The organism is Rhodospirillales bacterium, from assembly GCA_014323865.1.
Taxonomy (GTDB): Bacteria; Pseudomonadota; Alphaproteobacteria; order SP197; family SP197; genus SP197.
Genome location: JACONG010000018.1, coordinates 93,052 through 116,979, shown reverse-complemented (window position 1 = coordinate 116,979; position 23,928 = coordinate 93,052). Strand labels below are relative to the sequence as shown.

Here is a 23,928-nt window from a genome sequence, read left to right as displayed (position 1 = left end):
CCAAACTTGATGACCTGGACGGGCTTTCCGTTTCCAGTCTGGATAGCGAAGAACTCACCATCTTCTATACTACCGGGAAGGTACCACCCAGCATCATGGGTTCCGGTAACGCCTCCCCGTACCAGCAATCTCCCATGGTGATCGTACACCTTGCCTGCCATATCGGCATCAATGACGACCTCATAGAGGGCGTGATCGCCATCATGATCATCCACATAGGGAACATAGATCATACCATCCAGGGTACTGCTGATTGTCGTTTTATCGATCATTCCGCGACCCGAAAGAGCCCCTTTCATGGGAAGGCCCCCGACAGGTCTGTTCGGGTTGGAAACGATAAACTGGCGAAAACCGTTTACAGCTGTCGTGACCCTACCTGCACCGAAATCGGCGTAGACCCTGAGATTGCCGACGATGTCACGGTCACGATCATGGTGGTCTTCGTAGGCAGGAGAACCCATCCTGTAATAGCCCTGCAAGACACCTTTCGCATCCGGGAGAGCATCCGGGGCTTCGAGGCTGTCCGCTGCGACAGCAGCATCAATCGAACTCAAATCCCTGTTCAGCCTGCGAAATCCCCTCTCGGAGATTACTTTATCATTGCCTACGGCAAATGCATTTCGATACAATCTGGATCTGAGGGTGAAAGAGGAAACGGGGGCTCCGGCACCATCCAGTGTTACTACTGCAGAGGCAGAAGCTCCCCTGTCGGATGCGACACCGTCAGATGCGCTGGGGACGCCATCATTCGCATCACTCGCCGAACCGGACGAACTGAGCGCGGAAGCCGCTGCAATCAGGGCCATGCCTGCCGCAAGGTTCAGAAGTCTGTTCATTTCCATGTTCCTCCCATCAGGTCTTCAGTCATGGACTGGTTCTTGAGCTCATGTGCCCGTGGCCCGGTTTCCCGATTCGGACATCACGTTACGGCACCGCACGTCAACAACTTTTCCGGGCGCTGTCCTGGCTGCTACCCGAGCCTGTCGCAAAGGCCTCCGCACAAGCCTGATTCCGCCGGGGCCGATGGCCCTTGCGCTCCGTGAAGCCGAATCAGCACCGAAGTCGCGCCCGAGGTCACGATCACCTCGCTCTGCCAGTCGTCGTCGAGGCCATGGAAGCGGTTGGCGTGGTCGGCGGCAACCTGGCGCACGTCAGCGGGACCGTCCTCGTCGGGGAAACCCTGCCCCGGGTTGATCGCGCCGTGTTCAATGGCAAGCCGCGACATCACCTCGAAGACGGTCGTCCCCAGGGCCGCCATGGTCTCGCCGGCCGGTTTCATGTTTACCTCCTGAATGCCGCACGACCTTGCCGGACAGGCGGCGCGGGAACAACGGGGAACGGATTCGGTGAAGGAAACGGAACTCTACGGTCCGATCAAGGCCTTCCTTGAGGGCCAGGGCTATACCGTGAAGGGCGAAGTCGGTCGCTGCGATCTGGTCGCAGTGCGTGACGACACCAGCCCCGTGATCGTGGAGATGAAAACCGGGTTCACCCTGCCGCTCGTGTTCCAGGGCATGCAGCGGCAAACGCTGTCGGATCTGGTCTATCTCACGATTCCGCAACCCATAGGGCGCGGCGGCAGCCTCTGGGCTCGCCACAGGCGCGACATCCTGAAGCTGTGCCGTCGTCTCGGTCTCGGTCTGCTGACCGTCGATGTCGACAGCGGCGCCGTCGAGGCCTTGCTCGATCCCGCCCCCTACCAGCCGCGCAAGCGGCCCAAGGCGAAGCAACGCCTTCTGGGCGAGTTCCAGCGCCGGGTCGGCGATCCCACCGTGGGCGGCGGCCGCGGCCGCCCGATCATGACCGCCTACCGCCAGGACGCGCTGCGCTGTGCGGTCGAACTCTCACGGAACGGGCCGACCAGCCCGAAGGCACTGAAGGGCGCGACCGGCGTCGACCGCGCAGCATCGATCCTGCAGCGCGACGTCTATGGCTGGTTCGAACGGATCGAGCGCGGCGTTTACGTCGTCACACCCAAGGGCAAGGAGGCGCTCGCGACCTTCGCGGATGCTGTCGCTGCGATCGAGGCTGTAGCGCCGGTCGATGCCGCGGATCGAGGTCAAGACGTCACCTCCGGCGTGGCGTCCCGGGTGGCCGGCCTTGACGCTGCATCATGACTGCGATGGTTGAGGTAACGCTCGACGATCGCGCCGAAACGGAACGCGGAGAGCCGGAACAGAGATAGACCGCGAGAACCATGGCGAGCAGGCCTGGGAACGTCAGACCCGACCCATCCGAAGACGAGGCCAGGCACCGAGTCGGCGATTCAGTGGAACTTCGAGGACTGGATCGGATGTCCGGCAAGCAAACGCGTGCGCTCAATGAAACTCTCGCCGTAGCGAGGCCTGGCTCGGCCGTCACGCCACTCAGCCAGACAACCCTCCCGTACGATCTGCGTTCCACCACATATGACAACAACGCTGACCGAATGACAGTCTCGAAACACCGGCCCTTGGCCACGGGAACGTTGCACAGAAATTAGGCAAATGATGCCAATACTGTCACCCTATATTCATTTTATTTCTTATATCTTACACACAACTATATAAAATTCCTGAATTCTTGATAAATCGCCAACTTGGCACATATCCTGCTCATTGGCCTACGTGTTCAAAGGACGTGCGCCATGAAAAAGATCGAGGCCGTGATCAAACCGTTCAAGCTGGACGAGGTGAAGGAGGCGCTTCACGAGGTCGGGCTGCAGGGGCTGACAGTGACAGAAGCCAAGGGTTTCGGCCGTCAGAAGGGCCACACCGAGCTCTACCGCGGCGCCGAGTATGTCGTCGACTTCCTGCCCAAGGTGAAGATCGAACTGGTGGTGGACGACAACCTGGTCGACCGCGCCGTCCAGGCGATTGAGGACGCCGCACGAACGGGCCGCATTGGCGACGGCAAGATCTTCATCATCCCCGTCGAGGATGCGATCCGCATTCGCACCGGCGAGCGCGGACCGGACGCCGTTTGACGAATCATATCAACGACCTACCCCCCCCTCAACCCTGACTCAAGAGGAGAACCAACGTGTCGGACGCCGAAACCATTCTGAAGAAGATCAAGGACGAGGACATTCCCTACGTCGACCTGCGCTTCACCGACGCAAAGGGCAAGTGGCAGCACCTGACCATGGCGCAGCGCATGATCGACGAGGACATGTTTACCGACGGCATCATGTTCGATGGCTCTTCCATCGCCGGTTGGAAGGCGATCAACGAGTCCGACATGACGCTGATGCCCGATCCCACGTCTATCACCATGGACCCGTTCGAGCCGCAGCCGACACTGATCATCAACTGCGATATTCTCGAGCCCTCGACCGGCCAGGCCTACGAGCGCGACCCGCGTTCGCTCGCCAAGCGCGCCGAGGCCTATCTGCAGTACGCCGGCATCGGCGACACCGCCTACTTCGGCCCGGAGCTCGAGTTCTTCGTCTTCGACAGCGTGCGTTTCTCCACCGAGGCGCATTCGATGGGCTACCACCTTGACAGCGAGGAAGGCCCCTACAACGACGGCACGCACCATGACGACGGCAACCTGGCCCACCGTCCGCGCGCCAAGGGTGGATACTTCCCGGTTGCCCCGGTCGACACCGGCTCGGAACTGCGCTCGGAGATGCTGACCACCATGGCGGCCATGGGCATTCCGATCGACAAGCACCACCACGAGGTGGCACCGGCCCAGCACGAGCTCGGTATGACCTTCGACACGCTGCTGGCGTGCGCCGACAACGTGCAGGCCTACAAATACGTCGTGCACCGCATCGCGCAGAGCTACGGCAAGACGGCGACCTTCATGCCGAAGCCCGTCATGTTCGACAACGGCTCTGGCATGCACACCCACCAGTCGATCTGGAAGGACGGCAAGCCGCTCTTCGCCGGCAACGGCTATGCGGATCTGTCGGAGACCGCGCTGTTCTACATCGGCGGCATCATCAAGCATGCCAAGGCGCTGAACGCCTTCACCAACGCCTCGACCAACAGCTACAAGCGTCTGGTGCCGGGCTACGAGGCTCCGGTGCTGCTGGCCTACAGCTCGCGCAACCGTTCGGCCTCGTGCCGTATTCCGTTCGCGGCCTCGCCCAACGGCAAGCGTGTCGAGGTCCGTTTCCCCGATCCCACGGCCAACCCCTACCTCGCCTTCGCGGCCATGCTGATGGCCGGTCTCGATGGTATCGAGAACAAGATCCATCCGGGCGATGCCATGGACAAGAATCTTTACGACCTGCCGCCCGAGGAGCTGCAGGATATCCCGACCGTCTGCGCGAGCCTGCGCGAGGCGCTCGAGAACCTGGAAGCCGACAACGACTTCCTCAAGAAGGGCGAGGTCTTCAACGCCGAGATCCTGAGCGGCTACATGGAGCTCAAGTGGGAGGAAGTCTCGACCTTCGAGACCACCACCCATCCGATCGAGTTCGACATGTACTACAGCGTCTGACACTCAGGCCCAGACCGTTACAAGGAGCGCGCCGGCGACAACGTCGGCGCGCTTTCTTGTCGGCCCACCTCGCCATAGGTTGAACTTGTCAGCCCACCAAGAAAACATACGGCGATGAACCATGGGTTGGTCGAACAAACGCCGATTGCATCATTTTGGTGATAACGGGCCTTGTCGCCGCGCGTCAGACGATCGGCGGGTCACTTACGCTTTTCACTGCCGAGGCAGACCGCGACTGGAAGGCCGGTTCGATTGGTTGGACCTCGGGAGATACGCCCTACCAGGCTACGACATTCGCGAGAGCAACGGGAACGGGGGGTATGTTGCTTTCTGCGCCTATGCCCTTGCTGAGAACGACAATGTTTCCCACTCGACCGCCACAAGAATGTTCGATCTGAGCAATATCGAACTTGATGGGACATGCGTTTCCAGTGCGAGCTTCATCCGGGTTCACTCCATGTCGGTCGGATGGGACAGAACGGTGAACTGCGTTCAGAGCATGATCGCCTGGACCGCATTCCGGCGCGACGCCGACGTTCCTCTTGTCGGCCGACGGGGATAGAGTGCTGCAGGTGCCATCCCCGGCACGATCCGACACCAGCATCCGAGCAAGTATGACCATCGGTTCGACGAGCCCGACCCGTAACCTCACCCCCGCCCAGCGCACGCGGGGCCTTGCAGCTGTCCTGATCGGCATGGGCGTGATCGGTGTGAACGTCGGCCTTTTCAACCCGCTGATCGCGCTCAATCTCGAAGCTCAGGGCATCTCGACCACGTTCAACGGCATCAACGCGGCCATGCCCTATGTGGCGGCGATCATCTTCGCCCCACTGGTGCCGATCCTGACGCGGCGCATGAGCCTGCTGAGCGTGATCTTCATCTCCGGAGCCCTGGATATCGCGGTGATCCTGGCGTTCACGCTGTCGGACAACAGCTGGGTCTGGCTGGCCCTGCGATTCCTGATGGGGATTGGTATGCTGTTCCACTGGGTCGGTACCGAGATCTGGGTCAATGCGGCGGTGACCGACGCAAACCGCGGCAAGATTGTGGGTCTCAACGGCGCGCTGTTCTCGGCCGGCATGATCTGCGGCCCGCTTGTACTGGGGCAGGTCGGCACGGCCGGCAACCTGCCCTTCTACATCAGCGCCATGCTCGTTGCGGCCGCGATGTCACCTTTGCTGCTGGCCTTCGGCACCGCGCCCGATGCCGGCAGTTCCCACAAGACCACGCTGTTCGCCGCCATCCGCAAGGCACCGACGCCGATGCTGGGGGCCTTTGTAGAGGGCGTGCTCTTTGTCGCGTTGTTCGTGCAGTTGCCGGTCTATGGCGTGCGCAGCGGCATGATCGAGGCCGACGCGGTCAGTCTGCTGTCGGCGCTGGTGATCGGCGGCACCATCGCACCCGTCGGAATCGGCTGGCTGGCCGACCGGCTAGACCGGCGCCTGCTGCTGGTGGCATGCGGCGGGGTGTGCCTGACAACGATCCTTCTGCTCCCCCTTGTGTTCCACAACACGTGGCTGACCTGGGCGCTGCTGATCGTCTGGGGCGGTGCGGGCAGCGGTTTCTACACCGTGGGGCTGGTCCGCCTGGGCGAACTCTTCGGACCCGCCCAGCTCGGCCCGGCAACGGCGGCCTTCGTCATGACAACCCATATCGGCAGCATGACGGGCCCTGTACTGGCGGGCATCGGCATGGACCTGCTCGATCCTGATGGCTTCATCGTCGCCATGGCGGCATGCGCCGTGGTGTTCGTCGTGTTCGGGACCTGGCGCTACCGCAACGTTTCCGATGCGGCGCGGACGCGGGATTCCGCAACCGACGACCGATCGAGGACCGCCAACTGAGGCACGCCGGGACGATCGGCGGCTGCCACGCTTTTACCAGGCGCCCGGGTTCCCCGGCGTATCGTCGGATGCAGGATCTACCAATTGCCGGTAGACAAGGCTCATCAGCGCAACGACTACGGAAAACAACAGGATCAACACGGTGGTCGAGACGAAGCTGACGACGAGTTCGATCAACATGCCGTAGTTGGCAGCCACGATCGAGGTAACGATCCCGATCATCAGGAACTCGAAGACGATGATCGGTCCCAGCACCAGGAACAGGGCGGCGGCCGCGGTGAAGCCGTTGCCCTGCGTCGCCTGCCAGCTCATGGCGAGATCAGGGCCCTTGCCGAGCGCGATCGACGGGAACACCAGCATGCTGCGCGCCACGATCAGCGTCGCCGCGACCGGTGCCACGATCACCGCAAAGAGTTGAAATCCGCCGCCCCCGCCCTGAGACAACGCAACCGGTGCGAGACTGAGGCCCATGATGAGGCACATGGCGAAGAACACGCCGGTCACGCCGTAGAGACATTCGCGCGGGCCGAAGCGGAGATAGGCCCGTCGATCGGCAAAGGTCTCGCCGAGCAGGATCGCGCGATGCCACGCCACACCCACCATGGCGTGAACCAGGCCCGCACCGAGCGCCAGAAGCATCACCGTCGCCACAAAGCCCGGGGCAACCTGCTGCTCCGCGGATTCGAGAGATACCTCGGGTGCATCGAGCGAGACGATGCGTCCGAGCACGACCAGCGCCAGCACCGCGACCCAGGAGAAACGCAGAACCGTCTCGCTTTGACGGAACGTCAACGCGTAGGCCTGGATCGCGAGCGCGACGGGCTGCAAGCGTGTGCGGCGGGACGTGTGGTCTTCCATGATCGTGGAGGCCTAACACAGCGTGTTCGCATATGGCGACCCGGTTTTCTCAAACCGGATCCCCGCGCATTTCGACATCGCGCCGGGCGTGGATCAGGCCGAGCATCGCGGCAAGGACGACACGGGCAATGACGGCCACGGAGGCAAGCCACGTCCTCCAGACCGGAAGGGCCGTCATCGACCGGATTCGGGCAAGTGAGACGTTCCTTCGACCCGCAATAATACTGCGGGCCTGTCACACTCAAAGCCCATCATCTGTTTGCGATGCGGCGTTTGTTCCCCCTATAGTCCGCACGGCGATGGACGATCTTTTCGACACCCCTTCAGGCGCAAAACCGGGCTATACGGCGCGCGACATCGAGGTCCTGGAGGGCCTTGAGCCGGTGCGCCGGCGCCCTGCCATGTACATCGGCGGAACCGATGAGGGTGGCCTTCACCACCTCTTCGCCGAGGTCCTCGACAACGCCATGGACGAGGCCGTCGCGGGCCAAGCCAACCGCATCGAGGTCAGGCTTGAGGCGGACGGCACCTGCACCGTTGCCGACAACGGCCGTGGCATTCCGACCGACCCGCATCCGAAGAACAGGAAACTCTCCGCACTCGAGGTGATTCTCACCACACTGCATGCGGGCGGCAAGTTCTCGGGCAAGGTCTACGCCACCTCGGGTGGTCTTCACGGCGTGGGCGTCAGCGTCGTCAACGCGCTGTCGGATGTGCTGACCGTCGAGGTGGCACGTGACAAGGCCCTGTTCCGCCAGACCTACGCACGGGGGAAGCCCACGTCGAAGCTGAAGCAGGTCAGCAAGGTGTCGAACCGGCGCGGCACGACCGTCAGCTTCCATCCCGATCCCGAGATCTTCGGCGCTGACGCCCGGATGCGACCCGCACGCCTGTTCCGCATGACGCGTTCGAAGGCCTACCTCTATCGCGGCGTTGAGATCCGCTGGTCGTGCGACACCGCGCTGATCAGGGACGAGACGCCGGCCGAGGCGGTCTTCCACTTTCCCGGCGGCCTGGGCGACTTCCTCTCCGCCGTGGTCGAGAAGCGCCCCACGGCGAATCCCAAGCCGTTCCTGGGCTCGGCGGCGCTGGCCGACGAGACCGGCAGGGTCGAATGGGCAATCACGTGGCCCTATGACGGCGAAGGCTACATCTCGACCTATTGCAACACCGTGCCCACACCCGAGGGTGGAACCCATGAAAACGGCCTGCGCAACGCACTGACCAAGGCTCTGCGCGCCTATGGCGAGCGGGTCGGCGTGAAAAAGGCCGACAAGCTCTCGGCCGACGACGTGACAGGCGGCGCTGTGATCCTGCTGTCGGCCTTCATCCGGGACCCTCAGTTCCAGGGCCAGACCAAGGAAAAGCTGGTCAACGCGGACGTGAACCGCCTGGTCGACCAGGCCATCCGCGACCATGCCGACCACTTTCTGACCGGCGATCCCGAGGGCGCCAACGACCTGCTTCAGCTCGCCATCGAACGGCTGGAGGAACGCCGGCGCAAGAAGGCCGAGAAAGAGGTCAAGCGAAAAGCACCCGCGCGCAAGCTGCGCCTGCCCGGCAAGCTGGCCGACTGCACGCGCTCAGGCTCGGCCGGCACGGAGATCTTTCTCGTCGAGGGCGACTCGGCCGGCGGTTCGGCCAAGCAGGCACGCAGCCGCGAGACCCAGGCCGTGCTGCCCCTGCGCGGCAAGATCCTGAACGTCGCGAGCGCGTCTGACGACAGGAAGCGCGCGAACCAGGAACTGCAGGACCTGATGCAGGCGCTGGGCTGCACACCCGGCAAGGGTTACCGCGGCGACGACCTGCGCTACGACCGCGTGGTCATCATGACCGACGCCGATGTCGACGGCGCACATATCGCATCGCTACTCATGACCTATTTCTATCGCGAGATGCCGGAGCTGATCCGCAACGGCCATCTCTATCTCGCCGTGCCTCCGCTCTACCGCCTGGCGCGCGCCGGCGACGTGGTCTACGCGCGCGACGACCCCCACAAGGATGCGCTCCTGAAGGAGCACTTCAAGGGAGCGAAGGTGGAGATCAGCCGGTTCAAGGGCTTGGGCGAGATGCCGGTGGCGCAGCTCAGGGAAACCACCATGGACCCTGCGACGCGCACCATGCTGCGCGTCGAGATCCCCGAGGATGGCGAACGCGAGACGCTCAAGCGGGTCGAGAGCCTGATGGGCCGCAAGCCGGAGTTGCGCTTCAAGTTCATCCAGGAACACGCCGGCGAAGTCACCGACCTCGATATCTAGATCTGGTCGCCGACAATCGGCGACCGGCGAAGCGAGTCCGTCTCCAGAACCCGGAAGGTTCGGGTTGGCGCGGCATCGGGCGCTTCCCCAGTTGCCCTTGGCAGTGCCATCCGTGTTTTCCGGGGCGACCTCCTCCTCGTCGAACCAGCGGTCATCGCAGTGATCGCGCGCATCTCGCCATTGTTTGACTTGCAGGTGCGCCCGGGACCCAACATATCGCGGTCATGAGAGCCGCAATCCTGAGCCTGTGCACCCTGCTGCTTGCCGCATGCGCGACGGCGCTGAACGGCGTGACGGTGCGCAATGTCCAATACTACTCGCTCTACTCTCCGGAACTTCTGCGCTATGCCGCCGAGGGCCGGGACATGCCGCTGAGGCTGATCTCGAACGGGTCCGATGCGGAGATCGCCGGCCAGACTGCAATGGTCGAACAGGCGTTGCACGACATCCCGTGGCTTCCCTTCGGCCGGCTGACCGCCACACCAGACGGTTCGGAGCGGGGCAATTTCCACATCGCCGTCGTGATCGACGCCCCGGTTCAGGTCGACGACAGGGCCTGCTGCTCGGGTGATGTCGACCGCGAAACACTGGGCCCGATCGACGGCAAATCCCACGTGGTGATCACGTTCTGCAACGACGATCGGCCGATCAGCAGCGCCCGCGGCGTGGTTGCAGCCATCACAACGCCAACGGCACCGCAGCTTGGTATCGCGACGACGGCCGCGGCAAACAAGGCCTTTCCGCGTGTCGACCCGAACCGTCCGAACCGCTCGGTGCCGGAATTCCTTGTCCCTTGAACCCTGCGCGAAACGGCACGCCGGATTGACGATTCGGGTGCCAAACGGTATCTAGCCCGCACACCGGAGGCGAGACACGACACCTGTGACGCGATCGGCGCGTCGGAAGCCTTGACCACGTATGACATTCGAAGACTTGGGCCTGAGCCCGGAGGTCCTGGCGGCGATCGAACTCGCCGGTTACCGGGAACCCACCCCCATCCAACTGCAAGCCATTCCCGTCGCACTGCAGGGTCGCGATCTGCTGGGCTGCGCACAGACAGGCACCGGCAAGACGGCGGCCTTCGTGCTGCCCATGATCGACATCCTGACCGGCGGCAAGGCCAAGGCGCGCATGCCGCGTGCGCTGATCCTGTCGCCGACGCGTGAGCTGGCGCAGCAGACCCTCGAAAACTTCGGGATCTACGCCCAGCACACCGATCTGGCCGCAGCACTTCTGATCGGCGGCAACAACATGCGCCAGCAGGAACAGGCGCTGAGCGGCAACATCGACATCCTGATCGCCACCCCGGGCCGCCTGCTCGACATGGTCGAGCGTGGCAAGCTCCTGATGATGGGCGTGAAGCACCTCGTGATCGACGAGGCCGACCGCATGCTCGACATGGGCTTCATCCCCGACGTCGAGAAGATTTGCTCGCTTCTGCCGCCGCTGCGCCACACGCTGATGTTCTCGGCAACGATGCCCAAAGAGGTGCGCAAGCTCGCCGACCGCTTCCTGCACAATCCCAGGGAAGTCACGGTCGCCCCGCCCGCCTCACCCGCCGAAACGGTGGAGCAGTGGCTGGTCGCCGTCGGCAACGAACGTGACAAGGGCCGCGCCCTGCGCGAGCTGCTGAGTCATGAGAGCGTGACAAGCTCAATGATCTTCGCCAACCGCAAGAAGGACGTCGACAGCCTGCACCGCTCGCTCAAGCGCCACGGCCTCAACGCAGTCCGGATGCAGGGCGACATGGCACAGCCCGAACGCGAGGTGGCGCTGGCCGCTTTCAAGGACGGCGATGCCAATATGCTGGTGTGCACCGACGTGGCGGGGCGCGGCATCGACGTCTTCGGCGTCAGTCATGTCTTCTGCTTCGATGTCCCGGTCAACGCCGAGGACTATGTGCACCGCATCGGCCGTACGGGCCGGGCCGGCCATCGCGGCCGCGCCTATGTCTTCGCCACGCCCGAGGACGCGAAGCCGCTGCAGGCCGTCACCAACCTGATCAAGCGCGACCTGCCCATGGCCAGGTTCGAGGGCGTGAAGACGGTCAGCATCCCGGGCATCGCCACGGCCGCACCGGCGGCACCCGAGCCCGCGGCTGAGGACACACCGGACACGCCCGACGTCGCAGAGCTGTCGGCGGCCGAGGACAAGCCCAGGCGCAGCCGGCGACGCCGCGGCGGCAAGTCCGCCGACAAGGCGAAATCCGAGGAGACGACGGACGCCAAGCCCACCAGGAAAGCCGGGAAGTCCGACAAGGACAAGGTCCGTCCCGACCGTATACCGTTCGGCGAAGGCCCCTACGTGCCGGCCTTCCTTCTGCGTCCGACCTTTACCGAACAGGACGCCGATGCACGCTGACCTGATGAAAGGACGTTGACCATGCCTCGTGGCGACTCGATTCGCGATGCCCTGAACCAGGGTCGCAAGCTGCTGGGCGGCTGGGTCAACATGGAAAGCCCGATCGCGACCGAGATCATGGCGGGCGCAGGCTTCGACCTGATCATGATCGACCAGGAGCATGGCCCCGGCGACGCCATGACCGCGATCGGCCAGCAGCAGGCGATCCGCGCCGGCGGCGACAGCGCGGCCTTCCTTCGGGTCCCGGCCAACGACATCAACGTCGTCAAGAAAGCGCTCGACACCGGCGTCGATGGCCTGATGGTACCGATGGTCGAGACCGCCGAGGATGCGAAAGCCGTGGCCGACGCCTGCCTTTTGCCCCCGCTTGGATTGCGTGGCGTGGCACCTGGCAATGTGCGTGCGGCGCGCTACGGCTACGAGAAGGACCACTTCGTCGCGACCAGGGGCCGGGACATCTTTGTGATGACGCAGGTGGAGACTGCCCACACGGTGGACAATCTCGAAGCGATCGGCGCGATCGACGGCATCGACATGCTCTTCATCGGCCGCAACGACCTTTCGAGCTCGATTGGCAGGCTGGACGACCAGACATCGGCGGAAGCCGTCGACCTTCTGGAAACAGCCGAGCGCAAGATCAAGGCATCGGGCCGCTGGCTCGGCGGCATTCCAGCCGACCACGACGATGCCGCCGCCATGCTTGCGCGCGGCTACGACATGGTGCTCGCTGCCTCGGACCACGCCCTGGTGCGTGACGGCGCGCTTGCGTGCGTCAACGCTCTCAAGGATCGCTGAGCCGTGGCGACGTTCGCTTCGATCGAGAAGCGTGCCCTGAAACGCACCGGAGGCGCAGACAAGCTCGAGGCCCTCATGCCCGTGCCGAAAACGGCAGACGAGCTGACCGCGATGAGCGACGACCGCTATCTCTCCGACATGTGCCGGCGCGTGTTCCGCGCCGGCCTCAAGTACTCCATGGTCGACAACAAGTGGCCGGCCTTCGAGGAGGTCTTCCACGGCTTCGTCCCCGGACGCATCACGCTGATGGACGACGAGGAGATGGAAGCCTGCATGTCGAACACGGCGATCATCCGCCACTGGGCGAAGATCAGTTCCGTGCGCGCGAATGCCGCCGCAATGCAGCAGGTCATCCGGGACCACGGCAGCTTCGGCCGGTGGCTGGCCGACTGGCCCGGCGACGATGTCATGGGCCTGTGGGATCGGCTGGCGAAGGACTTCAAACAGCTCGGCGGCAACTCCGCCCCCTACTTCCTGCGCATGGTCGGCAAGGACACCTTCGTCCTCACCGGCGACGTCGTTCAGGGGCTGATCGACAACGGTGTCGTCGCGAAGAAGCCGACCGCCAGGGGCGACAGGAAGAAGGCCCGGGACGCCTTCAACGCCTGGTCCCGGGAGAGCGATCGCCCGCTCTGCCAGATCTCCCGTATCCTCGCGCTCTCCGTCGACTGACCGTGGCACGGATCACATCGTTCGATCATGCGAGCTTCGCCGTCGCCGACATCGACCGCGCGGTCTCCATGACCGATCCCGAAGGGCATCACCGTCGAGCTGGTCGAGGATCCGGCCGGCCAACCCTCAGGACAGCCGGCGGCAGATCCGGCACTTGGCAAGATAACTCTCCGCTGACACCCCGACATCCGGGAAGCGATTGCCGACGGACTGGAAGCCCCCGGACTTTGAGGGCATCGTGGCGACAACGCCGGGACAGGAGCAAGCATCATGTCGGTGACGATCTACCACAACCCGCGCTGCAGCAAATCGCGCCAGACCCTGGCGCTGCTGGAGGAGCGCGGCATCGCACCTGATGTCGTGCTCTATCTGGAAACACCGCCCGATGCCGCGACCTTGGACGGTCTGTTGACCGCGCTCGACATGGAACCGCGCGATCTCATGCGAAAGAAGGAAGAGCCCTACAAAGCACTGGGCCTGGCCGAAGACGGCAAGTCGCGCGACGACCTGATCGCCGCAATGGCGGCCAATCCAATCCTGATCGAGCGCCCGATCGTGACCAAAGGCGGCAAGGCTGCGCTGGGACGCCCGCCCGGGAACGTTCTCGACATCCTCTGAGTCAACATTTCGTGCATCATATCCGGTGACATTGATCACTGGCGGACCACAATCGAAAGATCGGCCACCTCTCAACGCTTGTTTCACGACAGGTTTCACGCGGCGTGGAGCTCGATCCCGATGGTTTCGCCGAGGCCTGCCTGAAGCCCGGCGACAGAAGCGTCTGCGAGGAAGACGAGGCCCGCGCCGGGGTGATTTCCGTCAAGTCGATGCTGTGACGCGACGCTCGCGCCAAGAGATGTAAATCCCGCTCGCCACGATGATGGCGATGCCGAGCCAGCTCCAGGCATCGGGGAAGTCTCCGAACACCGTAAGTCCGATGATCGTCGCCGCGACGATCTCGAAGTAGCCGAAGGGCGCCAGGAGCGAGGCCGGGGCGTGGGTATAGGCGCGGATAATCATGAAATGCCCGAGCGCCGACACCGCGCCGAGCGCGACCAGCAGCAGCCAGACCCCGGGATCGGGCATGCGCCAGTCGAGCGCCACCACGAACGACAGCGCCACGGCCGCGACGAGGCCTTGCAGGAAAATCGTCATGGTCGCGTCGGTGCTGAGTGCCACGCGGCGGGTGAGCAGGATGTAGAAGGCAAAGGCGATGCTGCCCGCGATCGAGAAGATCGCGCCGGCCTCAAGCCCGCCGAAGTCGGGCTTGATGACGAAGAGCGTGCCCGGAAAGCCGACGATGCAGGCGACCCAGCGACGCCAGCCGGCCCGCTCGCCCAGCATCAACGGCGCGACCGCGGTGACGACGAAGGGATAGACGAAGAAGATCGCGATGGCGTCAGCCAGCGGCATGCGGGCGAAGGCCATGAAGATCAGAAAGGTCGAGGTGGCGTGCAGCAGGCTGCGGGCCGCCTGTGCGGGCAGGTCGGTCGGACGCAACAGCGCACGACCGTGTTTGCGCCAGGCGAAGGGAAAGGTCAGCAGGGTCTGGAAGACATAACGTGCCCAGACGATCTGGAGAACGGAATAGCCGATGCCGGAGAGATACTTCGCCATCCCGTCGACGCCCGACAGGATCGAGACGGCCGGCAGCAACAGAACAAGCGCGGCCCCGAGCCCGCTGCGCGGCAGCGCCATCGGTTTCAGCTGTCGTGCTTCATGGTCTTGCGCACGAAGTCGAGCAGGCTGATGACGGCATGGTTGCGCAGACGGTTGCGGTCGCCGGACAGCGCCACAGTCGTCGCGTGCTCGCCGGATCCGTGAACCATGCCGAGGCAGACCGAGCCCTGCACCGCCTCGTCGGCCTCAACTGGCGCGACCGCGGCGATACCGAGGTCTGTGCCGAAGCGCTGGCGCGCCTTGCCCGCCGCGATCACGGCACGGACCTCGCACGGCCCCTCCTCCGTGACCGCACCGGCCACGATGGAGCCCCGAAACACGGCCATCTCCGGATCGCTCAAGGTCATGCGCGAGGCCAGCACGCCACCGGTCAGGCTCTCGTGGGCGGCGAGGCGCCAGCCACGCCGCCGTGCCTCGGCCAGCACGACAGTCTCCATCGTGTCGTCATCGACCGCGAAGAGATGATCGCCGACGATCCCGCGAACCAGGGCCTCCTCCTGATCGAGCAAGACGAACGCAGAGGCTTCGTCATCGGTCTTGGCGGTAACGCGGACCTTGATGCCTTCGATACCGCTGGCCTGGAAGGCGAGCGTCGGATTGCCCAGGGTATCGAGTTCGGTGAAACGGGCATCCATCATCCCGGCGAGGCCGGATTCGCTCAGCCCCCAGGTCTTCAGCACGCGACTGCGGATGACGGCAGCGGCACCCCTGCGGCGCTGCAGATCGGGCAGGATCGTGCCCAGCATCATCTCCTTCATCTCATGGGGTACACCGGGAACGGCATAGATCACCTTCTCACCCACGGGGCAGACCATGCCCGGCGCCGTGCCGGGCATCTCGGCGATCACGGCGGCACCTTCGGGAATGTCGGCCTGACGACGGTTGTTGTCGGTCATCTCGCGGCTGCGCTCGTCGAACATGGCCTTGATGCGTGCCACGATCCCTTCGTCGCGCACCAGCCTGACGCCCATGATGGCGGCGATGACATCACGGGTGATGTCGTCCTGGGTGGGGCCCAGCCCACCGCAGCAGATCACGGCATCGCTGCGCTCCAGCGCCTGACGCAAGGTCGCCTCCATCCGGGCGAAGTTGTCGCCGACCCTGGTCTGGTAAAGCGAATCGATACCGGCAAGCGCGAGCTGCTCGCCGATCCAGGACGAATTGCTGTCCACGATCTGGCCGAGCAACAGTTCGGTCCCGATCGCCACGACCTCACAACGCATGAAACCCCCGGAAGACAGTCGAAAGCCCGTATGGCACAGCGACGAATTGGTGCAAGCTTCGGTGCACCAACGATACGGGAGCGCCCATGGCCGAATTCTCCATCGAACCCCTGCATTCCGATTTCGGCGTGCGCATTCGCGGCATCGATCTCGGCGTGCCGCTGTCGCCCGAGAGCCTTGCGGCCGTGCGCGGCGCCATCGACAGCCACTCCTTCCTGGTCTTCCCCGACCAGAGCCTGAACGACGACACACAGCTCGCCTTCACGCGTCAGCTGGGCGAACCGGAGGTCGAGCACGTGAAGTTCGGGCGCGACGGCGTGGTTGACTACTTCGGCACCATCGGCAACATCGGCGACGACGGCAGTCAGCAGGGCAACGACCACGAGATGACAAAGTTCGGGCGCGGCAACGAGATGTGGCACTCCGACTCGTCGTTCCGCGAGATCCCGACCTTCGTCACGATCACCTATGCCTACGAGGTGCCCGACGAAGGCGGCGAGACGGAGTTCGTGAGCTGCCGCGCATCCTACGAACGCCTGTCCGACGAAACCCGGACCCGGATCGGCGATCTCACCGTGATCCACGACTACGTCTTCTCGCGCAGCAAGGTTGCACCGGTGAAGGCCTCGCTCGCCGCCTCGCTGCCGCCGATCGAGCAGAGACTTGTGCGCACCAATCCGGCCAACGGGCGCAGGAGCCACTACACGGGATCGCATGCGCGCGAGATCGTCGGCTGGTCGATGGAAGAAAGCCGGCAGCTGATCGACGACCTCAACGACCGGGCGACCCGCCCCGGGAACATCGTGCAGCACCGCTGGTCGCCGGGCGACCTGGTGATCTGGGACAACCGCTGCCTGCTGCACCGTGGTCGGCCCTATGACGCCGACCGCTACCGTCGCTACATGCGCCAGAACCGTGTCTGTGGCACCGGCCGGACGCTCGATGAATAGCGCCTGGAGCAGGTTTCAGACCGGTCAGAACCTGCCGATCGTGCGGTTCGGTTCCGCTGTTGCAACCGGTCGCAGCCTGTGCCCTGTGGAGGCTGGCCAGGTCGGTCTCGCTGCCGTCCCCGGTGGCCTTGATGACGGCGCGCCAGAGGCGACCGTCCTTTTCCAGGAAACCGGCCGGTCGCCGGCCTCGTACAGCGCGCCGTCACAGGGATAAGAACGCGCCCCGAACAGGCCTCGTTCGCGACAGCGCCGCGATAACATGGCGACGAAATCATCCGGAAGCATCGGACAATCAGACCTCAGCCGCGCGCTGCCGCAGCACGAACTTCTGAATCTTGCCGGTCGAGGTCTTGGGCAAGTCGGTGAAGACGACGCAGCGCGGGCATTTGAAGCTCGCGAGATTATCCCGGCAGAACGCGATGATCTCCTCGGCGCTCACCTCTTCGCCGGGACGCAGGGTGACGAAGGCGCAGGGGGTCTCGCCCCATGTCTCGTCGGGTTTGGCGACGACGGCGGCCTCGGCCACCGCCGGGTGTCTGTAGAGCACGCCCTCGACCTCGATGGTCGAGATGTTCTCGCCGCCGGAGATGATGATGTCCTTCGAGCGGTCCTTGATCTCAATGTAACCGTCGTCGTGCCAGACGGCGAGATCGCCGGAATGGAACCAGCCACCCTCGAACGAGCGCTCCGTGGTCGGCCCGTTCTTGAGGTAGCCCGCCATGGTGATGTTCCCGCGCATCATGATCTCACCCATGGTCTTGCCGTCCTGCGGCACCGGCTCAAGCGTCTGGGGATCGGCAATCATCAGGCCTTCCTGAACGACATAGGTGACCCCCTGCCGGGCCTTCACAGCGGACTTCTCGTCGGACGGCAGGTCGTCCCACTCCGGCTTCCAGGCGCAGACGGTGGCCGGGCCGTAGACTTCCGTGAGGCCATAGACATGCGTGACCTCGACGCCTCGGGCTTCCATGCGCTCGAGCACGGCCGCGGGCGGGGCGGCACCGGCGGTCATCATCCTTACCGGATGCCTGATCGCATCCCACAGCGCGTCGCCGCCGGTCATCATCATGTTCATCACGATCGGCGCGCCGCAGAGGTGAGTGACCTCGTGCTCGCCAATGGCCGAGAGGATGGCATCGGCCGTGAGGGCGCGCAGGCAGACATGGGTGCCGGCCATTGCCGTGACGGTCCAGGGGAAACACCAGCCGTTGCAGTGGAACATCGGCAGGGTCCAGAGGTAGACCGGGTAATGCGGCATCGCCCAGGTGACGATGTTGCCGAGTCCGTTCATGTAGGCGCCACGGTGGTGATAGACGACACCCTTGGGGTCGCCCGTGGTGCCCGAGGTGTAGTTGAGCGCGATGGCCTGCCACTCGTCGGCCGGCCCGCCGAAATGGGCCTTCGGTTCGCCCTCGGCGAGCAGGTCTTCGTAGGTCATCTCGCCGATCAGACGACCTGCGCCATCGGCCTGGGGATCGTCGATATCGACGACCAGCGGAGGGTTCTCCACACCCTTGAGGGCCTCGTCGATGACATCGGCGAAGGTGCGGTCGGTGATCAGAACCCTGGCTTCACCGTGGTTGAGAATGAAGGCGATAGCCTTGGCGTCGAGCCTTATGTTCAGCGAATTCAGCACACCATCCATCATCGGCACGCCGAAGCTCGCCTCCAGAAACTCCGGCACGTTGGGGGCCATGATGGCGATCGTGTCGCCCTTGCCGTAGCCGCGCTTCTGCAGGGCCGATGCCAGCCTGCGGCAGCGCTCGGCGGTCTCGCTCCAGCTACGGCGCAGGGGACCGTGGATCACGGCGGTGCGTTCGGGATGGACCGCCGCGGTGCGATTGAGGAAGGAAACGGGTGAGAGCGGAACATGGTTCGCCGGGTTCGGGCCCAGGCCCTGCTCGTAAATCCTGGTCACGGCATCCCTCCTCTTGAACGCATGCCGAATGTTCCCGATCGCGCGACGGATTTCCACTGTTGCCGCACCTGTTATGGTGCCGCCATGCGTATCACCACTCCCGATCGTCGTCCCGGTAGATGCCGAGCAAACGACGCCGCTCGTGAAAGCGTTCGGTGTTGGCAATCACATCCGGGCTGGCATCGGCGATCACGAAGGTGATCAGCGTTTCCAGCAACGCACCGGCCGCCACCGCTGACGTGAAGAACTGCGGCGTGCCGGTCTGCACGACAAAGCCGTGTTCGCTGCCGGCCACAACAGGTGACGCCGGGCTGTCGGAGATACCGATCACCGTGACACCCTGTTCGCGGGCCAGGGCAACGGCATCCAGGATCTCGGCGCGATAGGGCTTGAAGGTCATCGCCAGAACGACATCGTCGGAACCGGCCCGCGACACGTCATCAATGGCGAGGCTGCCGTGGCGCGGGATGGCAATCACGTTGTCGAGCGCCATGTCGGCGAGATAGGCGAAGTTGTGCGCCAGCGTATGGTTGATGCCCACGCCCAGCACATAGGTGTGCGACGCCGCCACGATGGCATCGGCCGCAGCCTTCACATGCTCCGGATCGGTCGCGGCGAAACTCTGCTCGATGTTCGCGATGATGCTTGCCGCCACCTCGGCGTAGAGCCCGCCCAGCGCACCGCGTTCCGAGAGCGACTGAAGCCAGCGTGCCCGGTCGGGAAAGGCTACGGCACCGCGCCGGATTTCCTGACGGAAGGGTTCGCGAAAATCGTCGTAGCCCTCGAAGCCGAAGTTGCGCACAAGCCGCACCAGCGTGTTCGGCTTGACCCGCGCGGCACCGGCGAGCTCGCGCATGGAACTGACACCCACATCGTTGGGGTTTTCCAGAACATAGGCGGCTGCTTTCCGCGTTTCCGGCGTGAGGTCGGTCAGGCCGTCGGCCATCGCCGCCAGGACGGTCTGGGGATCGCCGCGCCGCTTGTTTGGTATGATTGTTTGATTCATGATTGACGAACGTACATTTGTACCATAACGCTTCGCAACAGATTTCGACTCGCGCGAAGGAGCCCTGTTGTGGCGACCTCTCTTCCCGGAACCGCCCGCGTTGTCATCGTGGGCGGCGGCGTCATGGGCTGCGGCCTTGCCTATCATCTGGCTCACGAAGGCTGGACCGACGTGGTCCTGCTCGAAAAGGCGGAGCTGACATCGGGTTCGACCTGGCATGCTGCCGGTCAGATCACGCACTCGACCTCGAGCTTCACGCTGGGCAAGTGCGTCGACTACAACATCAGGCTCTATTCGGGTGCGCTCGAAAAAGAGACCGGTCATTCGGTGACCTGGCACGGCTGCGGCTCATTCCGCCTAGCCTACACCGTGGACGAGATGGACTGGCTGCGCCAGACGCTGTCGGTCGGCGCGGCGCTCGGTTTCCCGATCGAGCTGGTCGGCAGGGAGCGCATCGCCGAACTCCATCCCTTCTACAATCTCGATGGCGTGCTGGGTGCGCTCCACACGCCCGAAGACGGCCATGTCGACCCCTCGGGTGTCACCCAGGCGATGGCGGCCGGTGCGCGCCAGCGCGGCGTGAAGATCATCCGTCGCTGCCGGGCGACCGACATCAGGCGGCAGGCCAACGGCGAATGGAAGGTCTCGACCGGGCAGGGCGACATCCTGTGCGAGCATGTCGTGAATGCCGGGGGCACCTATGCCCGCCAGATGGGCGAGTGGAGCGGCCTGCAGCTGCCGATGACCTCGATGACCCATCATTACTTCGTCACCGACACGGTGCCGGAGTTCAGGGAACTCGACCATGAGCTTCCCGTCGTGCGCGACGACAAGCTTGTCTCGGGCTACATCCGCATGGAGCAGAAATCGGGCCTGATCGGAATCTACGAGAAGGAGAACCCGAACACGGTGTGGCTCGACCACTGCCCGTGGGAGGCCGAGAACGAGCTGTTCGAGGCCGACTACGAGCGCATCATGCCCTGGCTTGAGAATGCCATGGGCCGCATGCCGATTTTCTCGGAGCTCGGCATCAGGCGTGAGGTGCACGGCGCGATCTCCCATCCGCCCGACGGCAACCCGCTGATCGGCCCGGCGCCGGGCGCGAAGAACTACTGGTGTTGCTGCGGCACCCAGATCGGCATCGGCTGGGGCCCCGGACTTTCCCGCGAACTGGCGCGCTGGATGGTGCACGGCGCTGCCGACCTCTCGATGCGCGACTACGATCCGCGACGTTTCGGTGACTATGCCGACAAGGACTGGCAGGTGATCAAGGCGAAGGAGGACTACTGCCTGCGCCACGAAATCCCCTTCCCCCACTTCAACCGCCTGGCTGGCCGCCCCGTGAAACCCTCCCCGCTCTACGAACGTCTGAAGGAGAAGGGTGCGGTCTACGAAGAGGTCTTCGGCCACGAACGTCCGCGCTGGTTCGCGCGCGACGGCGTCGCCCGGGAGGACCGTTACTCGTTCCGCCGCAACGTGGTGCACGACATGATCGCCGCCGAGGTGAAGGCCGTGCGCGAAGGTGTCGGCATCATGGATATCTCGGCCTTCACCAAGATTGAGGTTGCCGGCCCCGACGCCGAGGCCTTTCTCGACCGCCTGGTGGCCAACCGCCTGCCGCGCAGGATCGGCGGTATCGCGCTGACGCACATGCTGAACCGGCGTGGCCGGATCGAACTGGAGCTGACGGTGGTGCGACTGGCCGGCGACCGCTTCTACCTGGTCTGCGCCGCCTTCTTTGAGCAGCGCCTTCTGGACCACCTTGCGAACCATCGCGAGGGGGAGGACGTGGGGGTCATCGACCGCTCGACGGCGTGGTCGGCGATCGCGCTGCAGGGCCCGAAATCGCGCGAGGTACTGGCGGCCAACACCGACGCCGGTCTCGACAACGCGTCGTTCCGCTGGCTGACCGCCCGCGAGATCACCGTTGCGGGGCATCCGATATGGGCCTTGCGCATGTCCTATGCCGGTGAACTGGGCTGGGAAATCCACGGCCCGCGCGAGGCGATGCTGGCTGTCTACGACGCGCTCTGGGCCTCGGGCGAAGCCCATGGCGTGGCCGACTACGGCAGTTTCGCGATGAACGCCATGCGCATGGAAAAGGGCTTCAAGGGTGCCGGCGAACTGACCAACGAGGTGACCCTGCCGGAAGCCGACGTGATGCGCTTCGTGAAGCTCGACAAGGGCGAGTTCGTCGGCAAGGTCCGGACCGAAGCCAGCGCGGCCGCCAACCGCCTGCCCTGGGTCTGCGCCTATCTCGAGATCGAACCCGACGGCGACACGGACGGCCATGGCGGCGAGGCGGTCCAGCTTGGCGGCAGGACGGTGGGTACGACAAGCTCGATCGCCTTCGGTCACACCGTGGGCAAGATTCTGGCCTTCGCCTATGTGCAGCCCGAAGCGGCCGAACCCGGCACCGAGCTCGATGTCGTGATCATGGGCAAACCACGCAGGGCTCGCGTTCTGGCGGAACCGGCATACGATCCCGCAAGCACCCTGCCCCGCACCGACGCCTGACAAGGAGGCCCCGATGGTGAACGTGAAACCGCAACTGGAAAGCTGGCGGGAGCGCGCCAGGCAGGTCCTGCCCGCCGGCGGCTTCGGCAACTTCGATCCCGGTATCGTGATCCGCGAGGGCAAGGGCGCCCGCGTCCGCGACGAGGACGGCAACGAGTTCATCGACTATCTGATCGGTTCGGGTCCGATGCTGCTGGGTCACGGCCACCCCGAGGTCGTCGAGGCGTCGATCGAGCAGATTCACCGGGGCATGACCTTCTTCGCGACCAACGCGACCGGCATCAAGCTGGCCGAGGAGATTTGCACCGCGGTGGCCTGTGCCGAGCATGTGCGTTTCGTCAGCACCGGCGGCGAGGCCGATATGTATGCGATCCGGCTGGCGCGCGCCCATACCGGCCGCGACAAGATCGTGAAGTTCGAGGGCGGCTACCACGGCATGTCGGCCGAGGCACAGATGAGCCTGGCGCCCCAGACCATGGTCAACTTCCCCCAACCGGTGCCTGACTCCGCCGGCATTCCCGAGACGGTGCGCGACGCGGTTCTCGTCGCGCCGTTCAATGATCCCGACTTCATTCGCCCGTTGCTCGACGAACACGGTGACGAGATCGCAGCGGTGATCGTGGAGCCCTTGCAGCGTCTGATTCCGCCCGCACCGGGCTATCTCGAATGCCTGCGCGAGGAGACGGCGAAACACGGCATCGTCCTGATCTTCGACGAGATCGTCACGGGCTTCCGCCTCGCCTACGGCGGCGCACAGGAGCTTTACGGTGTGACGCCCGATGTCTGCACCCTGGGCAAGATCGTCGGCGGCGGGTTCCCGCTGGCGGCGATCGCCGGTGGTGCAGAGATCATGGCGCATTTCGACAAGGCGACCGCGGGCGACCGCTTCCTCATGCAGGTCGGCACGCTGAGCGGCAATCCGGTCGCCTCGGCAGCCGGACTCAAGACCATGGAAATCCTGCGTCGGCCAGGCGCCTACGAGCACATCCGCGGCTGCGGCGAGCGAATCATGGCGGCGCTTGGCGAGAATCTCGACACTGCCGGCATCGCACACCGGATCGTTGGCGATCCCACGCTGTTCGACGTCGTGTTCACCGACAAACCGGTGGCCAACTACCGTGACGTGCTGCAGAGCGACACGGCACGCACAAATCGCTTCAATACCCTGTTGCGTGAGCGCGGTATCCTGAAGGCCCCGGGCAAGATCTATACGTGCCTGGCGCTGACGGAGGACGACATGGCGCAGACCATCGACGCGATCGCCGACGCGGCACGACATCTCGACGCATGAACGACTCGAGTTCCGCAGTTGCAGCGACGGGGAATCTGCGCCGCCGCCCCACGCGCCAAAGGTCCAATCCGTACCAACGCCCCCATATCTGCCTCCCGTGTCACTTGCGGGTACAGAATCATGG

The 23,928-nt window shown here is 64.3% G+C and carries 19 protein-coding genes and 1 pseudogene; 13 read left to right on the top strand and 7 right to left on the bottom strand.

Annotation, left to right across the window (positions count from 1 at the left end):
* Both GDA49_14210 and GDA49_14205 read right to left on the bottom strand, forming a co-directional pair.
* On the bottom strand, window positions 1-836 hold an 836-nt coding region (locus GDA49_14210; protein ID MBC6441526.1), incomplete at its 3' end, for a hypothetical protein.
* Between the two features lie 224 nt (window positions 837-1,060).
* Window positions 1,061-1,279, bottom strand: a pseudogene (locus tag GDA49_14205) (aminotransferase).
* A 13-nt stretch (window positions 1,280-1,292) separates the two neighbouring features.
* On the opposite strand from GDA49_14205, the gene GDA49_14200 reads away from it, so the two are divergent.
* From GDA49_14200 to GDA49_14185, 4 genes are all read left to right on the top strand, one after another.
* Window positions 1,293-2,117 (top strand): hypothetical protein, encoded by an 825-nt coding sequence (locus GDA49_14200; protein MBC6441525.1) that lies wholly within the window; start codon window positions 1,293-1,295, stop codon window positions 2,115-2,117.
* A gap of 509 nt (window positions 2,118-2,626) precedes the next feature.
* Window positions 2,627-2,965, top strand: coding sequence for a P-II family nitrogen regulator (locus GDA49_14195; protein MBC6441524.1), 339 nt, complete (start codon window positions 2,627-2,629; stop codon window positions 2,963-2,965).
* Between the two features lie 56 nt (window positions 2,966-3,021).
* Window positions 3,022-4,431 (top strand): type I glutamate--ammonia ligase, encoded by a 1,410-nt coding sequence (glnA, locus tag GDA49_14190; protein MBC6441523.1) that lies wholly within the window; start codon window positions 3,022-3,024, stop codon window positions 4,429-4,431.
* Window positions 4,432-5,045: 614 nt separating this feature from the next.
* Entirely contained in the window at window positions 5,046-6,275 is a 1,230-nt protein-coding gene (locus tag GDA49_14185) for an MFS transporter (GenBank protein MBC6441522.1), read from the top strand.
* Between the two features lie 33 nt (window positions 6,276-6,308).
* On the opposite strand, the gene GDA49_14180 is transcribed toward GDA49_14185, so the two are convergent.
* Window positions 6,309-7,133: a hypothetical protein gene (locus GDA49_14180; GenBank protein ID MBC6441521.1), complete on the bottom strand. Its 825-nt coding sequence runs from the start codon at window positions 7,131-7,133 to the stop codon at window positions 6,309-6,311.
* 299 nt (window positions 7,134-7,432) lie between these two features.
* Here GDA49_14180 and parE point away from each other — a divergent pair, with 299 nt between their 5' ends.
* The 6 genes from parE (at window position 7,433) to arsC (ending at window position 13,837) form a co-directional block, all read left to right on the top strand.
* A complete protein-coding gene (gene parE / locus GDA49_14175) occupies window positions 7,433-9,391 on the top strand; it encodes a DNA topoisomerase IV subunit B (GenBank protein MBC6441520.1) in 1,959 nt (652 codons plus the stop codon).
* A 224-nt stretch (window positions 9,392-9,615) separates the two neighbouring features.
* A complete protein-coding gene (locus GDA49_14170; GenBank protein MBC6441519.1) occupies window positions 9,616-10,188 on the top strand; it encodes a hypothetical protein in 573 nt (190 codons plus the stop codon).
* A gap of 121 nt (window positions 10,189-10,309) precedes the next feature.
* On the top strand, window positions 10,310-11,752 hold the full coding sequence (locus GDA49_14165) for a DEAD/DEAH box helicase (GenBank protein ID MBC6441518.1): 1,443 nt from the start codon (window positions 10,310-10,312) through the stop codon (window positions 11,750-11,752).
* Between the two features lie 21 nt (window positions 11,753-11,773).
* On the top strand, window positions 11,774-12,547 hold the full coding sequence (locus GDA49_14160) for a hypothetical protein (protein ID MBC6441517.1): 774 nt from the start codon (window positions 11,774-11,776) through the stop codon (window positions 12,545-12,547).
* A 75-nt stretch (window positions 12,548-12,622) separates the two neighbouring features.
* Window positions 12,623-13,219: a DNA-3-methyladenine glycosylase I gene (locus tag GDA49_14155; protein MBC6441516.1), complete on the top strand. Its 597-nt coding sequence runs from the start codon at window positions 12,623-12,625 to the stop codon at window positions 13,217-13,219.
* 270 nt (window positions 13,220-13,489) lie between these two features.
* Complete coding sequence (arsC, locus tag GDA49_14150; GenBank protein ID MBC6441515.1) at window positions 13,490-13,837, top strand: arsenate reductase (glutaredoxin); 348 nt, start codon at window positions 13,490-13,492, stop codon at window positions 13,835-13,837.
* 201 nt (window positions 13,838-14,038) lie between these two features.
* Here arsC and GDA49_14145 read toward each other — a convergent pair whose 3' ends face one another.
* Together GDA49_14145 and GDA49_14140 are read right to left on the bottom strand one after the other, a co-directional pair.
* Entirely contained in the window at window positions 14,039-14,917 is an 879-nt protein-coding gene (locus GDA49_14145) for a DMT family transporter (GenBank protein MBC6441514.1), read from the bottom strand.
* Window positions 14,918-14,922: 5 nt separating this feature from the next.
* Window positions 14,923-16,122: a CinA family nicotinamide mononucleotide deamidase-related protein gene (locus tag GDA49_14140; GenBank protein MBC6441513.1), complete on the bottom strand. Its 1,200-nt coding sequence runs from the start codon at window positions 16,120-16,122 to the stop codon at window positions 14,923-14,925.
* Window positions 16,123-16,208: 86 nt separating this feature from the next.
* Here GDA49_14140 and GDA49_14135 point away from each other — a divergent pair, with 86 nt between their 5' ends.
* Complete coding sequence (locus GDA49_14135) at window positions 16,209-17,072, top strand: TauD/TfdA family dioxygenase (protein ID MBC6441512.1); 864 nt, start codon at window positions 16,209-16,211, stop codon at window positions 17,070-17,072.
* Between the two features lie 292 nt (window positions 17,073-17,364).
* Here GDA49_14135 and GDA49_14130 read toward each other — a convergent pair whose 3' ends face one another.
* Complete coding sequence (locus tag GDA49_14130; GenBank protein ID MBC6441511.1) at window positions 17,365-18,990, bottom strand: acyl-CoA synthetase; 1,626 nt, start codon at window positions 18,988-18,990, stop codon at window positions 17,365-17,367.
* A 91-nt stretch (window positions 18,991-19,081) separates the two neighbouring features.
* Entirely contained in the window at window positions 19,082-19,996 is a 915-nt protein-coding gene (locus GDA49_14125; protein MBC6441510.1) for a MurR/RpiR family transcriptional regulator, read from the bottom strand.
* Window positions 19,997-20,065: 69 nt separating this feature from the next.
* Between GDA49_14125 and GDA49_14120 the strand changes: the two genes are divergently transcribed.
* Together GDA49_14120 and GDA49_14115 are read left to right on the top strand one after the other, a co-directional pair.
* The gene (locus tag GDA49_14120) at window positions 20,066-22,513 is read left to right on the top strand and encodes an FAD-dependent oxidoreductase (GenBank protein MBC6441509.1); all 2,448 of its coding nucleotides are present in this window, start codon (window positions 20,066-20,068) and stop codon (window positions 22,511-22,513) included.
* A 13-nt stretch (window positions 22,514-22,526) separates the two neighbouring features.
* Entirely contained in the window at window positions 22,527-23,804 is a 1,278-nt protein-coding gene (locus GDA49_14115) for an aminotransferase class III-fold pyridoxal phosphate-dependent enzyme (GenBank protein ID MBC6441508.1), read from the top strand.
* Window positions 23,805-23,928: the final 124 nt, after the last annotated feature.

Excerpts from the sequence above, each read along its gene's own strand:
- GDA49_14140 (MBC6441513.1), bottom strand. The coding sequence starts at position 16,122 with ATGCGTTGTGAGGTCGTGGCGATCGGGACCGAACTGTTGCTCGGCCAG.
- GDA49_14165 (MBC6441518.1), top strand. The coding sequence starts at position 10,310 with ATGACATTCGAAGACTTGGGCCTGAGCCCGGAGGTCCTGGCGGCGATC.
- GDA49_14185 (MBC6441522.1), top strand. The coding sequence starts at position 5,046 with ATGACCATCGGTTCGACGAGCCCGACCCGTAACCTCACCCCCGCCCAG.
- GDA49_14160 (MBC6441517.1), top strand. The coding sequence starts at position 11,774 with ATGCCTCGTGGCGACTCGATTCGCGATGCCCTGAACCAGGGTCGCAAG.
- GDA49_14115 (MBC6441508.1), top strand. The coding sequence starts at position 22,527 with ATGGTGAACGTGAAACCGCAACTGGAAAGCTGGCGGGAGCGCGCCAGG.
- arsC (MBC6441515.1), top strand. The coding sequence starts at position 13,490 with ATGTCGGTGACGATCTACCACAACCCGCGCTGCAGCAAATCGCGCCAG.
- GDA49_14155 (MBC6441516.1), top strand. The coding sequence starts at position 12,623 with ATGCCCGTGCCGAAAACGGCAGACGAGCTGACCGCGATGAGCGACGAC.
- GDA49_14135 (MBC6441512.1), top strand. The coding sequence starts at position 16,209 with ATGGCCGAATTCTCCATCGAACCCCTGCATTCCGATTTCGGCGTGCGC.
- GDA49_14125 (MBC6441510.1), bottom strand. The coding sequence starts at position 19,996 with ATGAATCAAACAATCATACCAAACAAGCGGCGCGGCGATCCCCAGACC.
- parE (MBC6441520.1), top strand. The coding sequence starts at position 7,433 with ATGGACGATCTTTTCGACACCCCTTCAGGCGCAAAACCGGGCTATACG.
- GDA49_14145 (MBC6441514.1), bottom strand. The coding sequence starts at position 14,917 with ATGGCGCTGCCGCGCAGCGGGCTCGGGGCCGCGCTTGTTCTGTTGCTG.
- GDA49_14195 (MBC6441524.1), top strand. The coding sequence starts at position 2,627 with ATGAAAAAGATCGAGGCCGTGATCAAACCGTTCAAGCTGGACGAGGTG.
- GDA49_14200 (MBC6441525.1), top strand. The coding sequence starts at position 1,293 with ATGCCGCACGACCTTGCCGGACAGGCGGCGCGGGAACAACGGGGAACG.
- GDA49_14180 (MBC6441521.1), bottom strand. The coding sequence starts at position 7,133 with ATGGAAGACCACACGTCCCGCCGCACACGCTTGCAGCCCGTCGCGCTC.
- GDA49_14170 (MBC6441519.1), top strand. The coding sequence starts at position 9,616 with ATGAGAGCCGCAATCCTGAGCCTGTGCACCCTGCTGCTTGCCGCATGC.